Source organism: Wolbachia endosymbiont of Drosophila aff. chauvacae BK-2020, assembly GCF_032848195.1.
Taxonomy (GTDB): Bacteria; Pseudomonadota; Alphaproteobacteria; order Rickettsiales; family Anaplasmataceae; genus Wolbachia; species Wolbachia pipientis.
Genome location: NZ_CP136586.1, coordinates 500,314 through 520,792 on the forward strand (window position 1 = coordinate 500,314; position 20,479 = coordinate 520,792).

At 35.1% G+C, this 20,479-nt stretch carries 22 protein-coding genes and 3 pseudogenes; 12 read left to right on the forward strand and 13 right to left on the reverse strand.

What is annotated here, in order from left to right; all coding sequences use genetic code 11:
• Position 1 precedes the first annotated feature (1 nt).
• The 3 genes from nuoL to R0F62_RS02635 are packed head-to-tail and all read right to left on the reverse strand — an operon-like array spanning position 2 to position 2,740.
• The gene (nuoL, locus tag R0F62_RS02625; RefSeq protein WP_022626390.1) at positions 2 to 1,849 is read right to left on the reverse strand and encodes an NADH-quinone oxidoreductase subunit L; all 1,848 of its coding nucleotides are present in this window, start codon (positions 1,847 to 1,849) and stop codon (positions 2 to 4) included.
• Between the two features lie 4 nt (positions 1,850 to 1,853).
• Positions 1,854 to 2,162 carry an NADH-quinone oxidoreductase subunit NuoK gene (gene nuoK / locus R0F62_RS02630; protein WP_010962953.1) on the reverse strand — a complete coding sequence of 103 codons (309 nt, stop codon included), beginning with the start codon at positions 2,160 to 2,162 and terminating at the stop codon, positions 1,854 to 1,856.
• Positions 2,153 to 2,740 (reverse strand): NADH-quinone oxidoreductase subunit J, encoded by a 588-nt coding sequence (locus tag R0F62_RS02635; protein ID WP_010962952.1) that lies wholly within the window; start codon positions 2,738 to 2,740, stop codon positions 2,153 to 2,155. The genes nuoK and R0F62_RS02635 overlap by 10 nt, the downstream gene beginning before the upstream one ends.
• Before the next feature lie 212 nt (positions 2,741 to 2,952).
• Here R0F62_RS02635 and R0F62_RS02640 point away from each other — a divergent pair, with 212 nt between their 5' ends.
• Together R0F62_RS02640 and R0F62_RS02645 are read left to right on the forward strand one after the other, a co-directional pair.
• A complete protein-coding gene (locus tag R0F62_RS02640; protein ID WP_274979253.1) occupies positions 2,953 to 3,381 on the forward strand; it encodes a WD_0964 family protein in 429 nt (142 codons plus the stop codon).
• A 127-nt stretch (positions 3,382 to 3,508) separates the two neighbouring features.
• Positions 3,509 to 5,425 carry an ATP-dependent helicase gene (locus R0F62_RS02645; protein WP_264338041.1) on the forward strand — a complete coding sequence of 639 codons (1,917 nt, stop codon included), beginning with the start codon at positions 3,509 to 3,511 and terminating at the stop codon, positions 5,423 to 5,425.
• A 223-nt stretch (positions 5,426 to 5,648) separates the two neighbouring features.
• Here R0F62_RS02645 and R0F62_RS02650 read toward each other — a convergent pair whose 3' ends face one another.
• Complete coding sequence (locus tag R0F62_RS02650; RefSeq protein WP_022626389.1) at positions 5,649 to 5,792, reverse strand: Putative reverse transcriptase; 144 nt, start codon at positions 5,790 to 5,792, stop codon at positions 5,649 to 5,651.
• A gap of 4 nt (positions 5,793 to 5,796) precedes the next feature.
• Here R0F62_RS02650 and R0F62_RS02655 point away from each other — a divergent pair, with 4 nt between their 5' ends.
• Positions 5,797 to 5,958: a hypothetical protein gene (locus R0F62_RS02655; protein WP_237357334.1), complete on the forward strand. Its 162-nt coding sequence runs from the start codon at positions 5,797 to 5,799 to the stop codon at positions 5,956 to 5,958.
• Here R0F62_RS02655 and R0F62_RS06570 read toward each other — a convergent pair.
• The 4 genes from R0F62_RS06570 to R0F62_RS02670 form a co-directional block, all read right to left on the reverse strand.
• The gene (locus R0F62_RS06570; protein WP_081420825.1) at positions 5,955 to 6,266 is read right to left on the reverse strand and encodes a transposase; all 312 of its coding nucleotides are present in this window, start codon (positions 6,264 to 6,266) and stop codon (positions 5,955 to 5,957) included. The two genes, R0F62_RS02655 and R0F62_RS06570, sit on opposite strands and share 4 nt — an antisense overlap.
• Positions 6,209 to 6,337 (reverse strand): hypothetical protein, encoded by a 129-nt coding sequence (locus tag R0F62_RS02660; protein ID WP_255317429.1) that lies wholly within the window; start codon positions 6,335 to 6,337, stop codon positions 6,209 to 6,211. The genes R0F62_RS06570 and R0F62_RS02660 overlap by 58 nt, the downstream gene beginning before the upstream one ends.
• Before the next feature lie 33 nt (positions 6,338 to 6,370).
• Positions 6,371 to 6,574 (reverse strand): IS5 family transposase, encoded by a 204-nt coding sequence (locus R0F62_RS02665; RefSeq protein WP_007549940.1) that lies wholly within the window; start codon positions 6,572 to 6,574, stop codon positions 6,371 to 6,373.
• A 91-nt stretch (positions 6,575 to 6,665) separates the two neighbouring features.
• Positions 6,666 to 7,832, reverse strand: a complete 1,167-nt coding sequence (locus tag R0F62_RS02670; RefSeq protein ID WP_010962950.1) for an aspartate kinase — start codon at positions 7,830 to 7,832, stop codon at positions 6,666 to 6,668.
• A gap of 135 nt (positions 7,833 to 7,967) precedes the next feature.
• On the opposite strand from R0F62_RS02670, the pseudogene R0F62_RS06750 reads away from it, so the two are divergent.
• Positions 7,968 to 8,144: pseudogene (locus tag R0F62_RS06750) on the forward strand (WPE palindromic element domain-containing protein); the annotation flags it as partial.
• Positions 8,145 to 8,258: 114 nt separating this feature from the next.
• Here R0F62_RS06750 and R0F62_RS02680 read toward each other — a convergent pair.
• Positions 8,259 to 9,725, reverse strand: coding sequence for a hypothetical protein (locus R0F62_RS02680; protein WP_274979252.1), 1,467 nt, complete (start codon positions 9,723 to 9,725; stop codon positions 8,259 to 8,261).
• Positions 9,726 to 9,860: 135 nt separating this feature from the next.
• On the opposite strand from R0F62_RS02680, the gene R0F62_RS02685 reads away from it, so the two are divergent.
• On the forward strand, positions 9,861 to 11,135 hold the full coding sequence (locus tag R0F62_RS02685) for an APC family permease (RefSeq protein WP_316659847.1): 1,275 nt from the start codon (positions 9,861 to 9,863) through the stop codon (positions 11,133 to 11,135).
• A 213-nt stretch (positions 11,136 to 11,348) separates the two neighbouring features.
• Here the strand turns inward: R0F62_RS02685 and R0F62_RS02690 are convergent.
• Both R0F62_RS02690 and R0F62_RS02695 read right to left on the reverse strand, forming a co-directional pair.
• Positions 11,349 to 12,309, reverse strand: a pseudogene (locus tag R0F62_RS02690) (IS110 family transposase).
• A gap of 320 nt (positions 12,310 to 12,629) precedes the next feature.
• Positions 12,630 to 13,082 (reverse strand): hypothetical protein, encoded by a 453-nt coding sequence (locus tag R0F62_RS02695; RefSeq protein ID WP_015589289.1) that lies wholly within the window; start codon positions 13,080 to 13,082, stop codon positions 12,630 to 12,632.
• Between the two features lie 140 nt (positions 13,083 to 13,222).
• Between R0F62_RS02695 and R0F62_RS02700 the strand changes: the two genes are divergently transcribed.
• The gene (locus tag R0F62_RS02700) at positions 13,223 to 14,257 is read left to right on the forward strand and encodes an aspartate-semialdehyde dehydrogenase (protein ID WP_010962945.1); all 1,035 of its coding nucleotides are present in this window, start codon (positions 13,223 to 13,225) and stop codon (positions 14,255 to 14,257) included.
• A gap of 402 nt (positions 14,258 to 14,659) precedes the next feature.
• Positions 14,660 to 14,791 (forward strand): hypothetical protein, encoded by a 132-nt coding sequence (locus tag R0F62_RS02705; RefSeq protein ID WP_010962944.1) that lies wholly within the window; start codon positions 14,660 to 14,662, stop codon positions 14,789 to 14,791.
• A 348-nt stretch (positions 14,792 to 15,139) separates the two neighbouring features.
• Here the strand turns inward: R0F62_RS02705 and R0F62_RS02710 are convergent, their stop codons facing one another.
• The gene (locus tag R0F62_RS02710) at positions 15,140 to 15,640 is read right to left on the reverse strand and encodes a Smr/MutS family protein (protein ID WP_010082340.1); all 501 of its coding nucleotides are present in this window, start codon (positions 15,638 to 15,640) and stop codon (positions 15,140 to 15,142) included.
• Positions 15,641 to 15,732: 92 nt separating this feature from the next.
• Here R0F62_RS02710 and rlmB point away from each other — a divergent pair, with 92 nt between their 5' ends.
• From rlmB to R0F62_RS02730, 4 genes are all read left to right on the forward strand, one after another.
• Positions 15,733 to 16,497: a 23S rRNA (guanosine(2251)-2'-O)-methyltransferase RlmB gene (gene rlmB, locus R0F62_RS02715; protein WP_038199241.1), complete on the forward strand. Its 765-nt coding sequence runs from the start codon at positions 15,733 to 15,735 to the stop codon at positions 16,495 to 16,497.
• Between the two features lie 79 nt (positions 16,498 to 16,576).
• Entirely contained in the window at positions 16,577 to 17,299 is a 723-nt protein-coding gene (locus tag R0F62_RS02720) for a Bax inhibitor-1/YccA family protein (RefSeq protein ID WP_010962942.1), read from the forward strand.
• Positions 17,300 to 17,836, forward strand: a complete 537-nt coding sequence (locus R0F62_RS02725) for a cytochrome c oxidase assembly protein (RefSeq protein WP_274979226.1) — start codon at positions 17,300 to 17,302, stop codon at positions 17,834 to 17,836.
• A 170-nt stretch (positions 17,837 to 18,006) separates the two neighbouring features.
• Positions 18,007 to 18,984, forward strand: a complete 978-nt coding sequence (locus R0F62_RS02730; protein WP_038199239.1) for a quinone oxidoreductase family protein — start codon at positions 18,007 to 18,009, stop codon at positions 18,982 to 18,984.
• Positions 18,985 to 19,332: 348 nt separating this feature from the next.
• Here R0F62_RS02730 and R0F62_RS06755 read toward each other — a convergent pair.
• Positions 19,333 to 20,183, reverse strand: a pseudogene (locus R0F62_RS06755) (IS5 family transposase).
• Between R0F62_RS06755 and R0F62_RS02745 the strand changes: the two are divergent.
• Entirely contained in the window at positions 20,079 to 20,468 is a 390-nt protein-coding gene (locus R0F62_RS02745) for a hypothetical protein (protein ID WP_179943772.1), read from the forward strand. The pseudogene R0F62_RS06755 and the gene R0F62_RS02745 sit on opposite strands and share 105 nt — an antisense overlap.
• Positions 20,469 to 20,479 lie beyond the last annotated feature (11 nt).

The window sequence follows — 20,479 nt, forward strand, 5'->3', positions numbered from 1 at the left end:
TCTATTTAATTCCAATAATATATAAAGCACCGATTATTAGAGTAACAAACATAATAAATGCATAATCAAATATATAACCAGTTTGTAACTTTATAGAACTTTTTGAACATTCATTAACCAACCTTACAACACCATTTGGTCCAAATGAATCAATAGCCTTAACATCAAACTTCCATAGAAGCCTAGATATAAACCTTATCGGTGCAATTATAACAAACTCATACACCTCATCAAAGTACCATTTATTCTGCAAAAACTTAAGTAAAAATTTACTCTTAATTTGCCTAATTACTTGATATTGGTAAATTAGGTACGCAAGTGCTATTCCACTTAGGCTTGCTAAGGTTGGCAGTAGTTTTATAAAGAAATTATGAACTCCATGCTCATCAATCATCACTAAACTTGATTTCCAAAACGCATTACTAGTTATGTTCAAAATATTTGCTCCCCATATTCCAGAAAATACTGATCCAAAAGCGAGTATCAGTAATGGTATAAGCATAATCTTTGGTGCCTCATGTATATTAATTTTACTTTGTTTTTGGCTGTGGAACACAAGAAGCAATAACCTCCAAGAGTAAAACGCTGTGAAGAATGCAACAACTAAGCTTATTACAAAAGCAAAGCTATCCGTGCTATAAGCATGTTCAATTATCAAATCCTTTGAATAAAAACCTGCAAATGGGAATATCCCAGAAAGCGCAAGAGATCCAATCCACATGAGAGCGTAAGTGCAAGGGATTTTCTTCCAGCAATTTCCCATTTTCTGAATGTTTTGCTCATGATGCATTGCATGAATCACATTGCCAGCACCAAGAAATAGTAGAGCTTTAAAAAAAGCGTGTGTCATTAAATGAAAAATAGCAACATTGTAAGCAGAAAGCCCACATGCCATGAACATATAACCAAGTTGACTGCAGGTTGAATAAGCAATTATTTTCTTTATATCGTTCTGAGTAATTGCAACGGTGGCTGCAAAAAAAGCAGTGAGTGCTCCAACGATAACTATTAATTCTCGTGCCACATTTGATAACTCAAACAATGGAGAACACTTTGCTACTAAAAATATACCTGCTGTTACCATCGTTGCTGCGTGAATAAGTGCAGAAACAGGAGTTGGCCCTTCCATTGCATCTGGCAACCAAACATGTAAACCAAGCTGTGCAGATTTACCCATACAGCCAATAAAAAGTAATATGCATATTATATGAGTTACTTTGAATTCACAGCAGAATGCCCTAATGTTCTGCGTGCCAAGAAGATCAGTTGTGTCAAAAACTTCAGTAAAATTCAAAGAGTGAAATGTATAATAAATAAGAAAGATTCCAATCAATAGTGCAAAGTCTCCTACCCTATTCACAACAAATGCTTTAATTGCTGCATTATTTGCAGAATATTTTTGGAACCAAAATCCTATGAGTAAATAAGAACATAGGCCAACCCCTTCCCAGCCAAAAAAAAGCTGCACGAAATTATCGCTTACAACCAGCACAATCATGCAAAACGTAAATAGCGATAGGTAAGAAAAAAACCTCGACTTCCCCTTATCATGCTCCATATAACCGATAGAGTAGAGATGTACTACCAGTGAAACGGTGGTAATAACAATAAGCATTAAGGATGAGAGAGCATCCACACTAATTGCCCAATTTACTTTTAAGATGCTCAATGAAAACAAAGGAAATAAACTCAAGTGATAATTTTCAGAGAAGGTGAGAAAAACATACCAAGATAAAACTGCAGATATTCCAATCCCTGCCGTTGTAACTAACTGACTTTTTCTAAAAAGTGCTGCAAATAGCGAACCAAAAAGTGGCAAAAATACTATTAATTTCAGTATATCCATCATACTTTCATTCTTTCATTAAATTTGCTTGTTCAACATCTATATTGCCACGGCTTCTATAATATACAACCAATATTGCAAGCCCAACTCCTGACTCTGCTGCCGCAACAGTCAACACAAACATCACAAAAATTTGCCCAACTATATCATTCATAAAGGCAGAAAAAGCAACTAGATTGATGTTAATCGCCAACAATAATATTTCTATTGATAACAATATATTGATTATGCTCTTACGGTTGATGAAAATACCGCACACCCCAACAGTGAACAAAATAGCAGCAACTATCAAAAAATGATTTAATCCTATTTCCATTCCACTCCTTTTCCAAATTTAGCCTTAACCAATTTTACAGATGAAGATTGCGTCAATTGCTTTAATACATTCTGTTTTTTAACTCCTTTTTTCTTGTCCTGCAAAGTAAGAGCAATTGCACCGACAATTGCAACAAGTAGCAAAATTCCAGAAAGATGAAAAGCGTACATGTAGTCAGTGTAGAGCAAATTACCGATAGCTTTCACGTTATTGGCATTATAGTTTATAACATTACTTATATTCAGCGTTGAGCTGCGGATTACAAAACTGATAATCAAAAAAAACACACCACACAATATAGCACCAAGAGTGAAATGCTTCGCAAAACCCTGGCGCAATCTTATGTAGTCAATATCGAGCATCATAACTACAAAGAGGAACAACACTGCAACTGCACCGATGTATACTATCAGTACCATCATAGCGATGAATTCAGCTCCAAGGAGAATGAAAAGCACTGCAGAGTTAACGAAGGTGAAAATTAAAAATAATACTGCATGCACAGGATTTCTTACACTAATTACGCATACAGCAGATAAAATGCTAAGAATTGCAAAAAAATAAAAGAAAAAAGGCATTGATACTTTAACTGCAACAATAGTTACTAATTTAAAGTGACTATCGTTGTAAAGTCAATATTATATTAAACGTTTGAAAACATTGTACTACAAAGCTCCAGCTCCATTTTAAATTATTATACAGAGCGCTTTCTAAGTGCTTAATCAATACACTAAGTCCTTAATTTATCAATATATAATATGTGTATGTTAGTAATTAATGGCGGCTCAAAATGTACAACATATTTGGTTATTTTAAAAGCAACAATAGTTCTAACGCACAAAGTAGCAGACTAGATGGAGAAAGTTATCAATACACCACAAGAGACTATATGACAATTTACTTTAATAACACACTAGCAAGTTTCAGTAGATCATTGAGAGAATTTAAAGAAAAAGCGTATGGATTTATGTATGATATCGGAACTTGGTTGAAAGAAACATATGAAAATCTCACTGAACGACCTGCAACGCATAATCGCTATACCCCAAAAGAAAAACCCCTTGTTGAAGTTGAAGAAATAGAAATGAAGGAACTAAACTGTACATATAAGCCATTCCAAACTCCACTTATCCACCCAACAAGCAGAAGTTCTGGTGCCAATACCTCAAATCAAGTTGTTGTTACTCGACATACACCTGAAACTACTAAAACAAAATAGATGTAAAACCTACGTTTAAATATGTAGTACTTGAGTGAAGCATTCTTTAACTGTTCTATTCAATAAAACCTTTACAATATTTCAATCATAGGTTTAACTTTACGAAGTTATAATCTATAGGGCTACGATGAACGATTATCTCTCACTGCTCAATCCAGAACAACAATCAGCTGTAACTAACATAGATGGACCAGTTTTGATACTGGCAGGAGCCGGGACGGGAAAAACAAGAACGATTACTTCAAGAATAGCACACATAATTAGAAACGGTCACGCTTATTCTGATGAGATATTAGCAGTTACATTTACAAATAAAGCAGCAAATGAGATGGTATCAAGGGTACTTGAGCTAACGGGTACAAACATACCATGGCTTGGCACTTTCCATGCAATTGCAGCAAAAATCTTGCGCCTGCACGCAGAAATTGTGGGCTTAAACCCCAATTTTACAATCATTGGTGTGGATGACCAATTACAGGTAATAAAAAATATTATCAATGAAATAAATCCTGATTACCTATCAGAAAAATGTAAGACCATTATGAATATTATTCAGCAATGGAAAGAGAAGTGCTTATTGCCATCTGAAGTGGAAGATATTCAATCATTTAGGCCAGTATATGTAACTGCACTCAAAGTCTATCACCAGTATCAGGAAAGGTTGAAATTCCTTAATTCTGTCGATTTTGGTGACTTATTGCTATATAACATACAGCTCTTTAATCAAAAGACCGAAGTTCTGTCCTACTACCAAAACAAGTTTAAATATGTTATGGTAGATGAATATCAAGATACAAATGCGATACAATATCTTTGGCTAAAATACCTTGCAAAAGAGCACTCAAATATTTGCTGTGTAGGAGATGATGACCAGTCGATATATAGTTGGCGTGGTGCAGAAGTTGAAAATATTTTGAAGTTTTCTGATGATTTTAAAAATGCAAAAACCGTTAAACTAGAGTGTAACTACAGGTCAACATCCCACATACTTGCAACTGCGTCATATGTTATCAATCACAATAAGACTCGCTTAGAAAAAAAATTGTGGACAACAAACATTGAAGGGGAAAAGGTAAATCTAATAAAATTATGGGATGGGAAAGCTGAAGCAAGGTTCATAAGCGAACAGATATTGAAACTCAATAAATACAGATTTAGTGACATTGCAGTGCTGGTAAGGGCCACTTTTCAAACTAGAGTTCTCGAAGAGTATTTTATAAAATATTCAATTCCCTACAAGATTATAAGTGGCGTAAAATTCTACGAACGTCAGGAAGTCAGGGATATAATTGCATATTTAAGACTTGTTACAAACAATAACGATGACTTAGCTTTCGAAAGAATAGTAAATCGGCCAAAAAGAAGCATAGGAGCTACAACTCTAAAGAAAATATACACGACTGCTCAGGATAACAAAATTTCTTTTTTTGAGGCAGCAAAAATATTAGTTAATAGTAATCAGGTAACCGAAAGAATTAAACTCTCACTCAACGATTTTTTAAATAAAATTAAAGCTTGGGAAGAAATAGTAAGCGTAAAACCACTGCATGAATTCGTTAAAATCGTAGCAAACCAATCAGGATATATTGAAATGCTTGAAAATGAGGAGGTAACAGGCTTAGCACGAATAGAAAATGTTAAAGAGCTCATCTCATCTTTAAAAAATTTCGATAATGCCACAACTTTCTTGGAGCATATAAGTCTGGTGATGGAAGTGGATAATATGAATAACGATGACACCGTATATGTTATGACTCTTCATGCAGCCAAAGGACTTGAATTCCCGTGCGTGTTTCTACCTGGTTGGGAAGAGGGATTATTTCCTCATCAAAGATCTTTTGATGACAAAAGTGGTAAAGCTTTAGAAGAAGAAAGGAGACTCGCATATGTTGGCATAACCAGAGCCAAAGAAAGGTTAATCATTTCATGTGCAGATAGGAGGGAAATTAACAACCAGTGGCAACCGATGCGCACTTCTCGGTTCATTAAAGAATTGCCAAGAGAAAATGTTGAGGTAATTAAAAGCAACATTGCCTACTGTTGAAGCTATAATTGCAGATAAACATATCTTACAAATCTGAATTACTTTAACTATATGTTTCTCCTGGCAAAAATTCTGTAACCGTTCACACTTAATTCTTCAATCTCATACCAATTTCTATTACATAACAAACAAATAGACAATAGAAGTGAGCAGGTTATACTAAGGCAGTATAATGATGGAGTTTTGGAATGGCATTGGTATCAGGTTGCAATTTTAGCTTACATTATGCCAATCTTTCTTCAATTGCTGCTCGCATAAATTCTGCCTGTCTTTTAGTTCTGCAGTGCACTATCGCATCATCCACATATCTTTCAAATGGTACTGTTGGGTGATTTTGTTTCATCCATATATCAAATGCATGGTGCATAAATATGTTTGAAATGATTGGGCTTATTGAACCTCCTTGCGGAACTCCTTTTTTCCCTAACTACCTTACTGCCATCTGCTTGCTGAATAGGGGATTTCATCCACCTTTCAACATACAGTATGACCCATTTGCAGTCTGTGTGCTTCTTGATAGCCTGCAGTGCTAAATTGTGGTCCAGATTGTCGAAAAATCCTGTAACATCAACAGCTTTCTTGGTAATCGTATCCTGTCTCCAATAAACAGCGGTTTTGCTATGTATCCTTGATCAGCAAAAAACTTACGTAAAGTTGGAGCCTTGTATTTAGCTTGAGTGAAAAGATTTAGAGCACCATCACGATCTTGAACACTTGCACTATGAACATCAGCCGCAATAATTAAGCCCACTGTATCTACAACAATATGACGTTTTCTACCCTTTATTTTTTTTTCAGCATCATATCCTCTGGATCCCCTTTTTGAGTGGTTTTTACTGATTGACTGTCAATTATTCCTACTGAAGGTGTTTCATTTTTACCAAACATTTTTCTTACCTCTTTTACTAGCATATTATGTATTTTTTCCAATTTGCCATTACTACGTCACCTGAGAAAATAGTCATACACCGTCTTCCATGGAGGAAAATCTTTCGGCAGCATTCTCCATTGACAACCACCTCTCATTATATACCTTATTGCATTAATAATTGTTCTGATATTGTGCTTTCTTGGCCTCCCTATCTTTCCTTGTGCAACATGTGGCTCCAAAATTTCCCATTCCTTATCACTTATATCACTTGGATACAATTTTCCCTCCTATTTTTTACTTACACTATCATATTTTTTTCCTCATTCCTTTTTAAGACATACTCTTAGACAACTGGACGTCAAGCCTATCCTAGTGCTGCATATCAAGCTCATACTCAGTATGTAAATCTTTGACTAAAGCTACAGCGCATTCTTTTTGAACAATTATACTGATTTTGATTTCAGATGTTGTGATAGCAAGTATTTCTATCTTTTTTTCGCTTAAAACCTTGAGTGTGCGGTGCATCACTTCAGTGTTAGACATAACACCAATACCAATTATTGAAATTTTAGCTACATTATCGTTTATAGCATAATTTTCATTCTTATTCAGTAACTTTTCCATTAAATCAATATCAAATTTGGAGATAACAAAACTTGACCCATGTATCATATCAATTTTAACGTTTGCTCCTGCTATATCTCTTAAAGTACGCAAGTTATTTGCAAGGTTAGTGAAAGTTACAAGAGCTTCATTAGTGCTATAAGTTATTCCAGTAATTAAGTATCTCTCTAGTACATCCCTTTTGTGTAGCACTGTGGTGCCTTCTACTTCCTTAAAAGTGGATAGCACTTGCACTTTAATGTTATGTTTCATTGCAAGTTGTACTGAACGATTATGCAGTATTTTAGCACCAGATGACGACATTTCCAACATTTCATCGTAAGAGATAAATTTGAGCTTGCGTGCCTTTGGAACAATTCTCGGGTCTGCTGTATATATTCCATCAATATCAGTAAAAATTTCGCAAGTTCTAACACCAAAGGCTACCGCGAAGGCAACTGCTGATATATCAGAGCCTCCTCTTCCAAAAGTAGTGATTCTATCATCATTTATACCCTGAAAACCAGCAATGATCGCAGCAGTATAACCCTCAGCAAAAGATCTTTTCACACGTTCAATCTTTATTGTTTTTATTTTAGACTCAGAATAAAAATCATCAGTTACAATTGGTAACTGCCAGGCAAGCCACGATTTAGCATTAACTCCGATCGATTGGAGAGTGATAGCTAATAGACCGCAAGAGATTTGTTCTCCTGCTGAAAGCATAACGTCATACTCTGATAACTCTTGTCTATAACTTAAATTTGAGATTTGCCTAGCCTGAAAAACCATTTGGTCAGTAAATCCTGCAACAGCAGATACAACAACGATTACATTACAACCTTTCTCAATATCGTTTTTTATCAAATTTGCAACTCGGTTTAAATCAGTTAGCGAAGTCCCACCAAATTTTTTTATGATTATTTTGTCCATAGTTACAATATAACTCTCTTCTGAAGAAAAATATAGTTTTTGTAGAGATAGCAGCTTGCAAGCCATTCAGAAAAGGGAAGACAAAGCTATAGCTAACGCGTCATACCACGATTCATTCCATAGCTGTACGAACATTCATTTTTGAAGGTAAATTGCACAGCAAATGGTGTCATCCCAGTGCCTAGACACTGGGATCCAGAAGACTTAATTTCAACCAAGTGGCTGCATAATAAAGGCTGGATTCCAGTGCCAAGCACTGGAATGACACCCTCCCTTGTGGAAATTGCTCTCAAATCACAATGTTCGTACAGCTATGGATTCATTCGCGGTATAAATTCCGCTAACTAGTAGCGGAATGACGAATTTGTTGTTTTAAAATTGTCAGTAAATCTAAGTCAGTTTAGCTATATAGCACGAACTAAACCACTAAGCAGCAGAAGACCTTGCATGACCTCCAAAAAATGTTTTTACTCTTTCAAGATAAGTAAGTGGTTCTGCAGGAATTTCTATCTCGTCTATCTTATAAGATATTGCTGCATCTATGACTTCATCTGTTATTAATTCTCTTAGCCTTTGTTTTATTTGCCCTCTCCGAATATGTTCTCCATAGTCGTTATAAAACTTTACATATAATTCCTTAAACACAAATTCTTTTATAGCATCTCTTGTATAAGAAATGCCATCCTTTACTTCATCACTCACGCTGCTCAAATCCACCCCAGAACTTGGTGAATACAAATTATCAAAATTTTCTTTCAAAACTTTTATTTTATGGTAGTGCTTATCCACATATTTCTCAAGAAATCTTTTAGTAGCATCACTAGCCAACTTTCCTATTGGCTGAGGCTCTAGTTGAGCTGCAAAATTATTTTCCGCTTTAAGACCACTTAATGCATAAATGATACGGTTGAGCATTCCAGGACCACATTGGCGATTACTTTCCTCAAAGCGAACCAGTAATATAGACTTCAATAATTCTATATCTGCATTTTGCTTTCTTGCCGTAATTAAAACTAAATTTATAGCCTGTGTCAATGTCAATCCGGTTTGTGAATCTGCCCAATTTACCCACTCCCCAGTTTCATAACCATCCAATCTTAGATAAGGTTCTATCATTCGTTTTTGCTGACTTGTTAAACCGCTTATATAACTTTTAAACTCTTCATCCAACTCATTTAACGGCGTACCATGTTCTTCCTTTAATTTTTTGGCACATTCAATAACGCTTTGCTGAAAACTTCTAGTATGAACGCTCTGACTACTAGTACCCACATCACTTACATTAAACAAAAAGCTTAGCTGCTTTACATTCAAACCCAAAGGTGAAAAGAGTTTTACTGATGGATATTTTATTAACTCAAGAAGTGCTACTGGAATTAGCAGTGCATAATTTAACAATAATAAACCAAAATTAAATATAAGAAACCCACGTAGAGCTGATACCTTTGATGCAATATACAAAAATGGAAGCTGTAGGTAATATATCAAGTGTATACTGAAGAATAAGATTTTGTCCTTTAATTTTATTGTTGGATCTTTATAAACCTCAAACAACATGCTATTGCTATCAATATTGTTGTTTTTAAAGGAGGTATAGTTGTTTATGATCTTCTCTTGCAAGGGAAGAAGCATTTTATTCAGGCAAATAAACGCAGCAATAACAATAAAACCTGTAGCCAAAAATGCTAGTGCAGGGCTAGAAGTGCTTGTAGATAAATAGGCATAAAGACCATCAACAATTAAGTTTTTGTATAATCTTTCAAAGGGACGAACTAGAATCGGGTCAAGGATATAGTTAACAAGAAGATTTAAATAATACATGAGAAACAAAAGTGCAATCAGAAATGCAATAATACTACAAACAACCAAAAATGCTTTTAATCTCGGATTCATAACCCCCTCTTAATAATCTGTTAATATAATCTATTTTAGGAATAAATTGAAAAAAATGCAAGTTTTTATGTTAAAAGATCAATTGAAATTTCTGAGTTTAGGGTATATTGTTAATCTATTTAGATAAGAATTATTGTGTCAAATAAAATAGGTTTTTGGGCTATTTTTGCCTTAGTGATTAGCAGCCAAATTGGCTCTGGAATTTTTATGCTTCCAATTAGCCTTGCTCCATATGGCATGTATAGCCTTATAAGCTGGATAATATCAGGGCTTGGTGCTATATCTCTTGCTTTAGTTTTTGCCTCACTCTGCGCAAAATTTCCGGAAACGGGTGGCCCTCACGTCTATGTAAAGCATGCTTTTGGCCCTGCTGCAGCTTTTTTTGTTGGTTGGACGTATTGGGTGATCTCATGGGTTAGCACAACAGCCGTAATAGTTGTGGGTGTTGGTTATCTTACACCATTTTTCCATGAAGATATTCAAAACGTACATCTGTTTTTAGAGATGTTATTACTTACAATTATTACACTAATAAATTTTAGAGGAGTAGCTACTGCTGGACGTGTTGAGTTTTTATTGACGGTGATAAAAATTTCTGTATTGCTTGTAATACCTATAGCAGCATTGTTTTTTTTTGATAGAAATAACTTCATCATAAGTGAAGCAATATCAAATCTTACAACATCGCAGATTCTTGCCCGTTCTACACTTATTACTCTATGGGGTTTTATTGGAGTTGAATTGGCAACAGCACCTGCAGGGTCAGTTGATAATCCAGCTAGAACAATACCAAGAGCTGTGGTACTTGGAACAATCTCTGTTGCTGTTGTGTATTTTATCAACAATCTTGCAATTATGGGATTAATAAATGGCAATGATTTAGCAAGTTCAAGAGCACCATATGTTGACGCAATAAAAATTATGGCCTCTGGCAATTGGCACTTGATTATTTCTATAACTGCGTTCATTTTTTGTGTTGGTACTTTAAACGCTTGGGTACTAGCTAGTGGACAAGTGGCCCTTGGCCTTGCAAAAGATAAACTGATGCCACAGTTTTTTGCTCAAAGAAACAAGCACGGTTCTCCTTTCTGGGGCATAACAACTAGCTCAGTTGGAACTGCAACTTTACTAATCCTCACTTCAAGCAACAATTTTGCTAAGCAGATCACATCAATTATCGACTTTTCTGTAGTTTCATTTTTATTTGTTTACCTTGCATGCAGTCTTGCTTTTCTCAAAGTTATTGTGCAAGAAAAGAGTTGTTACAAATTTTTAATTGGCAGTATAGCAACAACCTTTTGCTGCTGGGTAATATTTGAAACTTCTGTGAATACCTTGCTGATCGCAAGCTTATTCACTGCAAGTGGCGTACCTCTTTATTTATTTTGGTATCGCAGAGTTTCTGTATAGCAAATGTTATGTATCTGTTCAGCAGAGTGGCAAAATAAGGTAGACGAGAAAAGACAACTATAGGAAGAAATGGGTGTCATGCCAGTGCGTGACACTGGCATCCAGTTCTTTCGCGCAGTTCCATCAAAAACGTTGTAAAGGATTAATCGCTTTCGTGTTTACCAACTTAGTGCCCAATCTGGATCCCAGATACTGTCTCTGCTGTCAAACAAATTATCCAACAAAATTACAATTAAATGGTTGATTATTTTTAAGAATACCAAAAAAGACATGCATTAATTTTCGCATTAACGCAAGAACTATGACTTTTGGACATTTGCCTTTACTTGCTAGACGCTGACAAAACTTTTGAAAATGATTATTATGGTTTTTGACTACTATAGCTGGCATATAAAGAGCTTTTCGAATACGCTCAGATCCTATTTTGCATATGCAACTTCTCTTACTTACTGACGATCCCGATTGATAATGTCCTGGATTTAGACCAGCAAAAGCTGTAAATTGTTTAGCATTGTCAAAGTTATCAACTGATGGCATTTCTGCGACAACAGCAACAGCAGTAAGATATCCTATACCTTTTATAGTCTTAAGGTTTTCCACCATATTTTTTAGATGTGGATAGTTATTTATATGCTCATTAATTTCTTTTTCGAGAACAATAATTTGCTCCTCTATTGCCAAAATTACTTTAGATATAGCTTCTTTGCAACTGGAATGCATATTTTTGTTTTCCAAGCGATTTGTCTGTTGCACCTTATCATCTTTTAGCGATTGCATGCAACGGTAAAGCTCCCTCAAATGCCTCATTTCAGGTGCAATGGGCTTCCAAAGAGCAGGTTTGTTGGCGATACAAAATCTAGCTATCATAGCTGCATCTGATTTATCTGTCTTATTTCTGAGCAGCTCACTTTTGCCAAAAGCTTTCTGGGTTTACTATACTGACATTATGTCCTAAATCGTGCATAAAAGTAGCCAAATCTTCTCCATACCAACTAGTTGCTTCAAGACATAAATGAGTAAGATTTGCTCCATGGCCATTGCACCAAACTACAAGTTTTGCAAAACCATCTTGATTATTTTGAAAGACTTTGTGTCGTTTTTTTACTGTCCACTAACAAACAAACATCAAATTTCTTTTTGAAATATCCACACCCAAAATAGCATTTACTTGCATAAAATTGCCTCCAAGACTATAAATAAACTGAGAGTTTAGACTAACCTTGTAATACGGGATATAATTCCAAAAGATACTGTTCAGTCTTTAACTCTATGGGAGGGAAGCAAAATCTGGCTTAATGGCATTAGTGTCGCATCAGCTTCACCCTCCCTGTGAGGTATTTTAGCTCTAATGCCTCACATCATAAAGATACAAGTGTCACGCACTGGGATGACGAGAAAGGAGCACTGGAATTTTTGTTTCAATATTTGTACATGAGCCATGCATCTGAACAGATACAATGTTATAACTAGAGATAATTTTTAAATGATTGATATTTATGAACTACGACTTTTCTTGTTGTCCACTTGTTCAACATTACCCTTCTCAAGTTTACTATCTACTTCTTTTGTGTGTTCATCATCTATACTAGTTTCATCTTTTATCTTACTAGGGTAATCTTCCTGCGATTTTTTATATGCTTCCATGTTGTCATATATAGGGTTACTGATGATTTCTATTTTTTCAGGTGTGAAAATCCTTGCTAAAAATCTCCTTATTATTGGTATTGACCTTAAGAGATCTCTTAGCTTTGAAGATTCTTGTCTTTTGTTTAGAGACTGTTGGTCTATTTTAGAGGTTTTTACACCATACTTTTTATCATCAAAATTTATTGTAGGCTTTCTTTTATTCGAAAGAACACTTTGGGCCTTTGATCCATTGGTTCCTTCAGGCCCTTGAGGTGTAGACATTGCAGGTTTAACCTTAGTTTCATCGTATTCCTTACTCATCTTTTATTTCATTATGTAACATTACTAATATTGCATAATAATAGCTAAATTACAATTAATTGCAAGGTAAAAATATGAAAACAATTGTAAATTTTGTCAGTAAAAATATAATAGAACTTTAAAATTAGAGGTTCATCTATATGAGATACAAAATTGCTGTTATTGGAGCAACCGGAAGAGTAGGGCGTGAGGTATTAAGCACGCTTGCTGAATTTCAAGATGAGGCGATAGATTGCGTTATTGCACTTGCATCGAAAAAATCAGAAGGGAAGAAGGTGAGCTTTGGTGACAAAGAGTTAACAGTTTTATGCCTTGAGGATTATGACTTCGTTGGAACTAATGTAGCCATTTTCTGTGCTGGATCTCATGTTTCTGAAGAGTATGTACCAATTGCAACACAGGCTGGATGCATCGTGATAGATAACAGTTCCCATTTTAGAATGAAAGAGGGTGTGCCACTCATTATTCCAGAGATTAATAAAGAAAAAATTATGGAATATAAAAACCACAACATAATATCCAATCCAAACTGTACTACAATACAGATGCTGCTAGTACTACATCTATTACACCAAAAAGCAAAAATAAAGAGAATCGTTGCTTCAACTTATCAATCAACTTCTGGTGCAGGCAAAGCAGCAATGGATGAGCTCTATGACCAGACAAAAAAAATCTTTATGAACGAAGCTAAAAAACCCAAGATATTCTCTAAGCAAATAGCATTCAATTGCATTCCCCATGTAGGAGAATTCATGGAAAATGGCTCTACAGAAGAGGAATGGAAAATGCAAGAGGAGACAAAAAAAATTTTAGAGGAAGATATAAAAGTTACTGCAACTTGTGTAAGGGTACCCGTCTTTATCGGTCACGCTATGGCAGTAAATGTGGAATTTGATCAACATATCACTGAAGAACAAGCTCGTGAAGTGCTAAGTGAAGCCGAAGATAGTGGAGTTTTAGTGTACAACAGGCGTGAAGATAGTGAATACATAACTCAAATTGATGTTGTACAGGAGAATGCTGTATATGTATCGCGTATTAGAAGAGACAATACTGTTGAGCACGGATTAAATATGTGGATAGTGGCTGACAACCTGCGCAAAGGCGCAGCATTAAATATAGTGCAGATTCTTGAGATTTTGATAAGAGAGCATTTGTCAATCAAGTGCATATAGAGCGCACGTACGTTGTAATTCGAAGGAAATTGTATATCACATGGCAGCGCGTGACGCTGGAATGGCTTTGTTGCATCGCTACTTATGAAAGGCTAACTATAATTAGGATTATAAGCAACTTATTGAAAATCTTGTTTTTTTTGCAATCAATCTGATCAAATTTAAGAATAGTAACTTGTTATTTATATTAATAAATTTAATTCTATTGAAAATAGCTAAAGCATTGAAATTCTTGAATTTTAGCCGGATTAGTGAGTGGTAGTGAAATTTCTTTTACTCAAATTTAGGTATTCACTGACCGTTCTTGTTATAAATACCAGAATAATAAGCTACTGATATTCTCCACCTTTTTTATCTTTAATCCATCATAGCTAGCGATGCAACAAAGCCGGCTGGATTCCAGTGTCAAGCACTGGAATGACACCATTTGCTGTGCAGTTTACCTTCAAAAATGAATGTTCGTACAGCTATGGAATAAATCGCGGTATGACGGTTCGCAGCGGTATAGTAACTCGTCACCCCGCTATTTGTTAGCGGCTGAGATACCGCGGCGGTATGACGTAGAAGCTATACTTTTATACTCACCAACTCAGTATCCAATCTGGATCCAAGTAGTCAAGCTATTCGGATGACACCCTCATAAAGTGAAATGAGATCCCGCTAACACGTAGCGGGATGACGAGAAAGGGGCTACTCGGATGACACCCTCATAAAGTGAAATGAGATCCCGCTAACACGTAGCGGGATGACGGGAAAAGAGGTACTGGGAGACATCCTTCCTGGTAGACCCAAATCACAATGTTCGCACAGTTGTGCGTCACGCGCTGCCGAACACTGTATGGTTATACAAGAAAAATTAAGGCTTAAAAGGAATTTTAAGTATCAGGACTCAAGGTTTTTATTCCTTCTTAATAAAACATAAAAAGCCCCTTTACCACCATGTTTTTTCGTAGCTTGTTGGTAGTATAGAACCATATGCTGGATTTTAGTGTCATTTAACCATTTATTTAAGTTACTCTTTATAGTGTCTGTTTTGTTTGTTGCACTGCCGTATCCCGTAATTACCAATAAACATCTATTTCCTGCTCGATAATTTTTGATAATAAAATCTATCAATTTACAGTAAGCATCCTCTATATTATAGCCATGCAAATCGAGCTTATCGCTTATAAAATATTTACCCCTATCAACTTTTGATTTTGTGTTTTGGTCAAGACAAAATGATGAGTTACTATTATTGGTATTAAGAAAATTCCCTTGTAAGTCGGAGGTACCTTTATCAACCATAGACTTTATATTTACTTTATGATCAACTTTCAAAGTAACTTTTCCACATTTTATTGGCTTAACATTTTTTTGCCAATCCAACTCATCGTCCGACATAAACGCATTAATCGAATTGTATAATTTTACAACAATATTCAAACATAGTAAAATGTTGCTTATTCTATAAAAACCCGATTTTCAATAATACGATGAAATCGTCAAAAACGAATGAGAATTTTTGGCTGTATGGAAAGCACACCTGCATGTCAGCACTGAAGAATAAAAATAGGCGGTGTATAGAACTGTTAGTAACAGAAAATTTCTATAGAGAACACGAAAAAGAAATTAAGCAATATGCAAATAGTAAGGGCATTAAAGTTCGATTAGTAGAAAACAAAATACTTAATGACGTTTTACCCAAAGGTGCTAACCATCAAGGAATTGCTTTAAATGTTGCCCCTATTCTTTATAACTTAAGCATCGAAGAAGTAGCTGAAAGCTCAAACGACAGTTCTACTATAGTCATTTTAGATCAAGTCACTGACACGCACAATATTGGATCAATTTTAAGAACTTCAGCTTGTTTTAATGTCGACGCATTGGTTTTACCACATAACCATTCACCGAGTGAAAATGCATCTATTGCAAAAGCAGCAAGTGGGGCTTTAGATATTGTTCCGCTAATATACGTTACAAATATAGTAAAAACTATGCAGTATTTAAAAAAGGTCGGCTACTGGTGTTACGGGTTTGATTGCAATGCTAAAGAAAATATAGATGAAATAAAGAGTTTTGAGAAAAAAAGAGTAATTATTTTTGGTTCTGAAGAGAAAGGAATGCGGAGGTTAGTTAAAGAAAATTGTGATTATCTTTTAAAAATCCCAATGTCAAATGCAATTAACAGTTTAAATGTTTCAAACGCAGCAGCAATAGGCCTATATTCTATTTATATTAAAACAAATGCCAGCGCATAGCTGTTTATAATAAAAACACTTGATAAAAATATGGTTTTATATTATAATGTGTTAAGTAATGGATAAAAGGAGTTATATTATGTCTTATATGAGAAATGAACAGGATATTCGCTCTCAAGGCGTTTATTATAGTGCTGGGCTTAGAAGTTACCTAACTAAAGTATATAATTACATGGCTTTAGCTTTGGGCGTCACAGGGCTTGTTGCATTTTTAACAGTATTTTCTGGTCTTTTTCAAGTAATTTATTCTAATCCCGTTCTATCGCTTGTGGTAATGTTATCTCCGGTTGCATTGGTGTTCTACATGTCTTATAGAATTCAACACCTAAGTGCTCAGTCTGCCGTTACTATATTTTTCTCGTTCTCAGTGTTAATGGGGCTTTCCTTATCTTATGTTTTTATAGTTTATACTGCAGAAAATATAGCAAGGGCGTTTTTCATTACATCAATCATGTTTGGCTCTATGGCTTTATATGGCAATACTACAAAAAGAGATCTTACAAGTATGGGCTCTTTCTTGATTATGGGAGTTTGGGGGTTAATCATTGCGTCTATAGTAAATTTATTTCTTGGAAGTAGTCCTCTCCACTTTGCAATATCGTTCATATCAGTAATAGTCTTTACCTTAATGACTGCGTATGATGCTCAAAGAATCAAGGACGTTTATTATAAACATAATGACGGATCAGAAGTTGCTACTACTAAATTGGCAATACTCGGTGCAACTAATCTTTATTTTGACTTTATTAATATATTTCTCAATCTACTCAGGTTACTTAACTTGTTCAACAATAGGGATTAGATGTTTTCCTTTTTAAGGAAAGGCAGTAACAATTCTATAGTTTTCTTTTTAGTATCTTTAGTTGTGTCGATGATATGTCTTGCATATGCATCGGTACCTCTATATAGCATTTTCTGTAAAGCTACTGGGTATGGTGGCACAATAAGAAAAGTAACTAACACAACAACAAATATAACTAACCAAAAGATCAGGGTCCATTTCAATGCTGATATAATGTCCGATCTACCTTGGGAGTTTAAATCAGAAACTAACTACGTTGACGTAAACATAGGAGAACAAAGTTTAGCGTTTTATTACGCAAAAAATCTATCTGATCAGCCTTCATTTGGTATGGCGGTGTATAATGTTACGCCTTTCAAAGCAGGTAAGTATTTCAATAAAGTTGCATGCTTTTGTTTTGAAGAGCAAATGTTGCTACCAAAACAAAAAGCAGCTATGCCCGTATCTTTCTATATAGATCCTGAGATAATGCTTGATAGTAATACAAAAGATTTGGGCGAAATAACACTATCATACACGTTCTTTAAGCTTAAGTAACAGAATGTTTGCAAACCGTGTCATTTCAGTAATCAATAGGGTGTCATCCAAGTAGCTGACACTGGAATGACAGGAGGTAACGCAAGAAGTCTATTGATTGTGAAAACAATAACTTTGCAAAATATTAATTGTTAGATAACATAATCAAAGTTTTTATCTTAATATTCATCATGGTTAGAGCTATACAAATTAAAAAAACTGGGGGACCAGAAGTATTAGAATTTGTAGATAAGAGTATAGGTGAGCCAAAAGGCGAGGAAGTTTTAGTACGTCACACAACTATCGGCTTAAATCGTTATGATTTAGAGCACAGAAAAGGTACGCGCAAAATTAAAAATTTACCATCAGTGCTTGGGGTAGAAGCAGTGGGAGTTATTGAAAAGCTTGGTAAAAAAATCAGTGATGGATTGAAGGTTGGAGACAGAGTTGGATATTGCACAGCTCCTCCAGGGGCATATTGTGAAAAGCGCATTATACACCAGAAATATCTGATAAAAATTCCAGATGACATATCTGATGAAGTTGCTGCTGCAGTGCTGTTTAAAGGTATGACAGCTCACTATTTAGTTAATCAATCTTATAAAGTTAGGCCTGGTGCTTTCGTGCTAGTTCATGGGGCTAATGGTGGTTTAGGACAAATAATATGCCAATGGGCAAAGGATAAAAAAGGTGTAGTGATAGGTTCTGTAAGCTCTGATGAAAAAATGAAGATAGCTTTACAAAGTGGCTGCACATACGCAATAAACTACAATGATAAAGACTTCGTTTCTAAAGTTATGGAGATTACGCAAAACAGAGGAGTAGGTGCAGTGTATGACCCTATAGGTTACGCTACAAGCAAGCTTTCTTTTGAATCTTTAGGCAGGTTCGGCATATACGTTTCCTATGGGCAGATATCAGGTAACGCTCCTATTAGTTTTTCTTTACTTAGTTCACGTTCGTTATTTGCAACTGGAACCTCAATATACCATTATAAGCATGATAGATTCACATTAGTGCTTACCACAATGGAAATCTTCGAGATGATAAGAAAAAAACTTTTAACTGTACGGATCAATAAAAAATATAAATTTGATGAAATAATTCAAGCACATCGTGATATGGAAAATAGAAAAGCGAGTGGGTTAAATATTATCAAAATCTCTTAAATAAATTAGTAATTTAAACTAACCATTCATTAAGTCATATCAACTAGAACTTCACATATTTAATTCTCCTTTTGGGGGAATTAAAAGCATATAGCTAAACTGACTTAGATTTACCGACAACCGTCATCCCGCCACGTGTTAGCGGAATCTATACCGCGAATAGACTTCTTGCATAACCCAAATTAAGTAGAAAAAGGTATCATCCGAGTAACTGACACTGGTTCCTTTATGACGGTAGTAGCCCCCCTTCTCCTGTCATTCCAGTGCTCCCTTTCTTGTCATCCAAGTAGCTGACACTGGGATGGCTTTGTTGCATCACACTTTATGAGATGGTGATTTATGGTAAATTCATGTAACTATCTCAAATTTAGCCATACCAATATCAGTGAACTTATTGAGCAAATAGCATTTAACAAGTAGTTCCTTCTCTCTATTTGTCTCAGATTTATTCCTAAAACTAAACCCGAATGTTTGTTTCAGTTGCGAGAAAAAACTTTCTATATAAGATCTTTTTCCATAACTCATCTCTTTTTTCCACTTCTTTATACCATCTTCATCATATGACTTTATGAGCTTGACTGCAGAATTTCTCTCAGCCATATAGTCTAACTTTGGATGCTCTGCTGCGTTGTTTTTCGGAGGAATTTTCGTTTTTATACCATATTGATTACACAGCTTATAGAGCTTTTCTCTGTCATATGCCCTATCTGCATATAGTACTTTTATGACATACTGAAAATCGACTTCTTTTAGCAAATCACAAGCTCCATAGTGATCAGCCGTTACTGTATTTTACAGCTATGGCTTTTTTGTTGTTTATATTCAACATTACGTGCAATTTTCTCGTTTGCTCATAGCCACGATATTTTCTGTCAGTACTATTTTCCTTGCTGTGTGTTGTTGTATATACTAATTCCTGTACTGTCTATAGCAATTTCGATATCTTCCATATTATTTTCTGCAATCATTTATCTTAATATTAAGTTTCTTTTGATGCTTGTGAATAGCTGCAAATCTCTTCCTATTTGTTGCAAATACCCTTTTATAAACCCGACTGTTTGTCTTAAACCAATTCTAAAGAAACTGACGATTATATGCACCAAAATCACAACTTTATCACTATAAATATAGTTGCCGCCCTGCATTTTTGGACAATTCTCGTACCAATTTTCTATGGCGTCATTGATATAACAAAAAATGCTTCCTCTTTCTTGGAGAAATTTGTTATATTCATGGCAGTTACTGACTCTCATTTTTTGTGGCATATTTTTTCTTCAACAGTTAAATGGCTATTTATAATGAATTTTGTCAGTAACTGCCAGTTCTTTTCGCTTGAGCGATGCAACAAAGCCCACTGGGATCCAGTTTCACCTTGTGATGGTGTCATGAAAGTAGCTGACACTGGTTTCCATCCAAGACGGTGTCATTCCTTACTATTACCCACAAATATAAATGGACTAAAAAGTAAAATATTACAATATTAAAGTTTGCAAAT

What these genes read in the sequence shown, in the direction of transcription:
- nuoL (WP_022626390.1), bottom strand. Translation starts at nt 1,849, where the DNA reads ATGATGGATATACTGAAATTAATAGTATTTTTGCCACTTTTTGGTTCG.
- nuoK (WP_010962953.1), bottom strand. Translation starts at nt 2,162, where the DNA reads ATGGAAATAGGATTAAATCATTTTTTGATAGTTGCTGCTATTTTGTTC.
- R0F62_RS02635 (WP_010962952.1), bottom strand. Translation starts at nt 2,740, where the DNA reads ATGCCTTTTTTCTTTTATTTTTTTGCAATTCTTAGCATTTTATCTGCT.
- R0F62_RS02640 (WP_274979253.1), top strand. Translation starts at nt 2,953, where the DNA reads ATGTACAACATATTTGGTTATTTTAAAAGCAACAATAGTTCTAACGCA.
- R0F62_RS02645 (WP_264338041.1), top strand. Translation starts at nt 3,509, where the DNA reads ATGAACGATTATCTCTCACTGCTCAATCCAGAACAACAATCAGCTGTA.
- R0F62_RS02650 (WP_022626389.1), bottom strand. Translation starts at nt 5,792, where the DNA reads ATGCACCATGCATTTGATATATGGATGAAACAAAATCACCCAACAGTA.
- R0F62_RS02655 (WP_237357334.1), top strand. Translation starts at nt 5,797, where the DNA reads ATGTTTGAAATGATTGGGCTTATTGAACCTCCTTGCGGAACTCCTTTT.
- R0F62_RS02660 (WP_255317429.1), bottom strand. Translation starts at nt 6,337, where the DNA reads ATGCTAGTAAAAGAGGTAAGAAAAATGTTTGGTAAAAATGAAACACCT.
- R0F62_RS02670 (WP_010962950.1), bottom strand. Translation starts at nt 7,832, where the DNA reads ATGGACAAAATAATCATAAAAAAATTTGGTGGGACTTCGCTAACTGAT.
- R0F62_RS02680 (WP_274979252.1), bottom strand. Translation starts at nt 9,725, where the DNA reads ATGAATCCGAGATTAAAAGCATTTTTGGTTGTTTGTAGTATTATTGCA.
- R0F62_RS02695 (WP_015589289.1), bottom strand. Translation starts at nt 13,082, where the DNA reads ATGAGTAAGGAATACGATGAAACTAAGGTTAAACCTGCAATGTCTACA.
- R0F62_RS02700 (WP_010962945.1), top strand. Translation starts at nt 13,223, where the DNA reads ATGAGATACAAAATTGCTGTTATTGGAGCAACCGGAAGAGTAGGGCGT.
- R0F62_RS02710 (WP_010082340.1), bottom strand. Translation starts at nt 15,640, where the DNA reads ATGTCGGACGATGAGTTGGATTGGCAAAAAAATGTTAAGCCAATAAAA.
- rlmB (WP_038199241.1), top strand. Translation starts at nt 15,733, where the DNA reads ATGAAATCGTCAAAAACGAATGAGAATTTTTGGCTGTATGGAAAGCAC.
- R0F62_RS02720 (WP_010962942.1), top strand. Translation starts at nt 16,577, where the DNA reads ATGTCTTATATGAGAAATGAACAGGATATTCGCTCTCAAGGCGTTTAT.
- R0F62_RS02725 (WP_274979226.1), top strand. Translation starts at nt 17,300, where the DNA reads ATGTTTTCCTTTTTAAGGAAAGGCAGTAACAATTCTATAGTTTTCTTT.
- R0F62_RS02730 (WP_038199239.1), top strand. Translation starts at nt 18,007, where the DNA reads ATGGTTAGAGCTATACAAATTAAAAAAACTGGGGGACCAGAAGTATTA.
- R0F62_RS02745 (WP_179943772.1), top strand. Translation starts at nt 20,079, where the DNA reads ATGCACCAAAATCACAACTTTATCACTATAAATATAGTTGCCGCCCTG.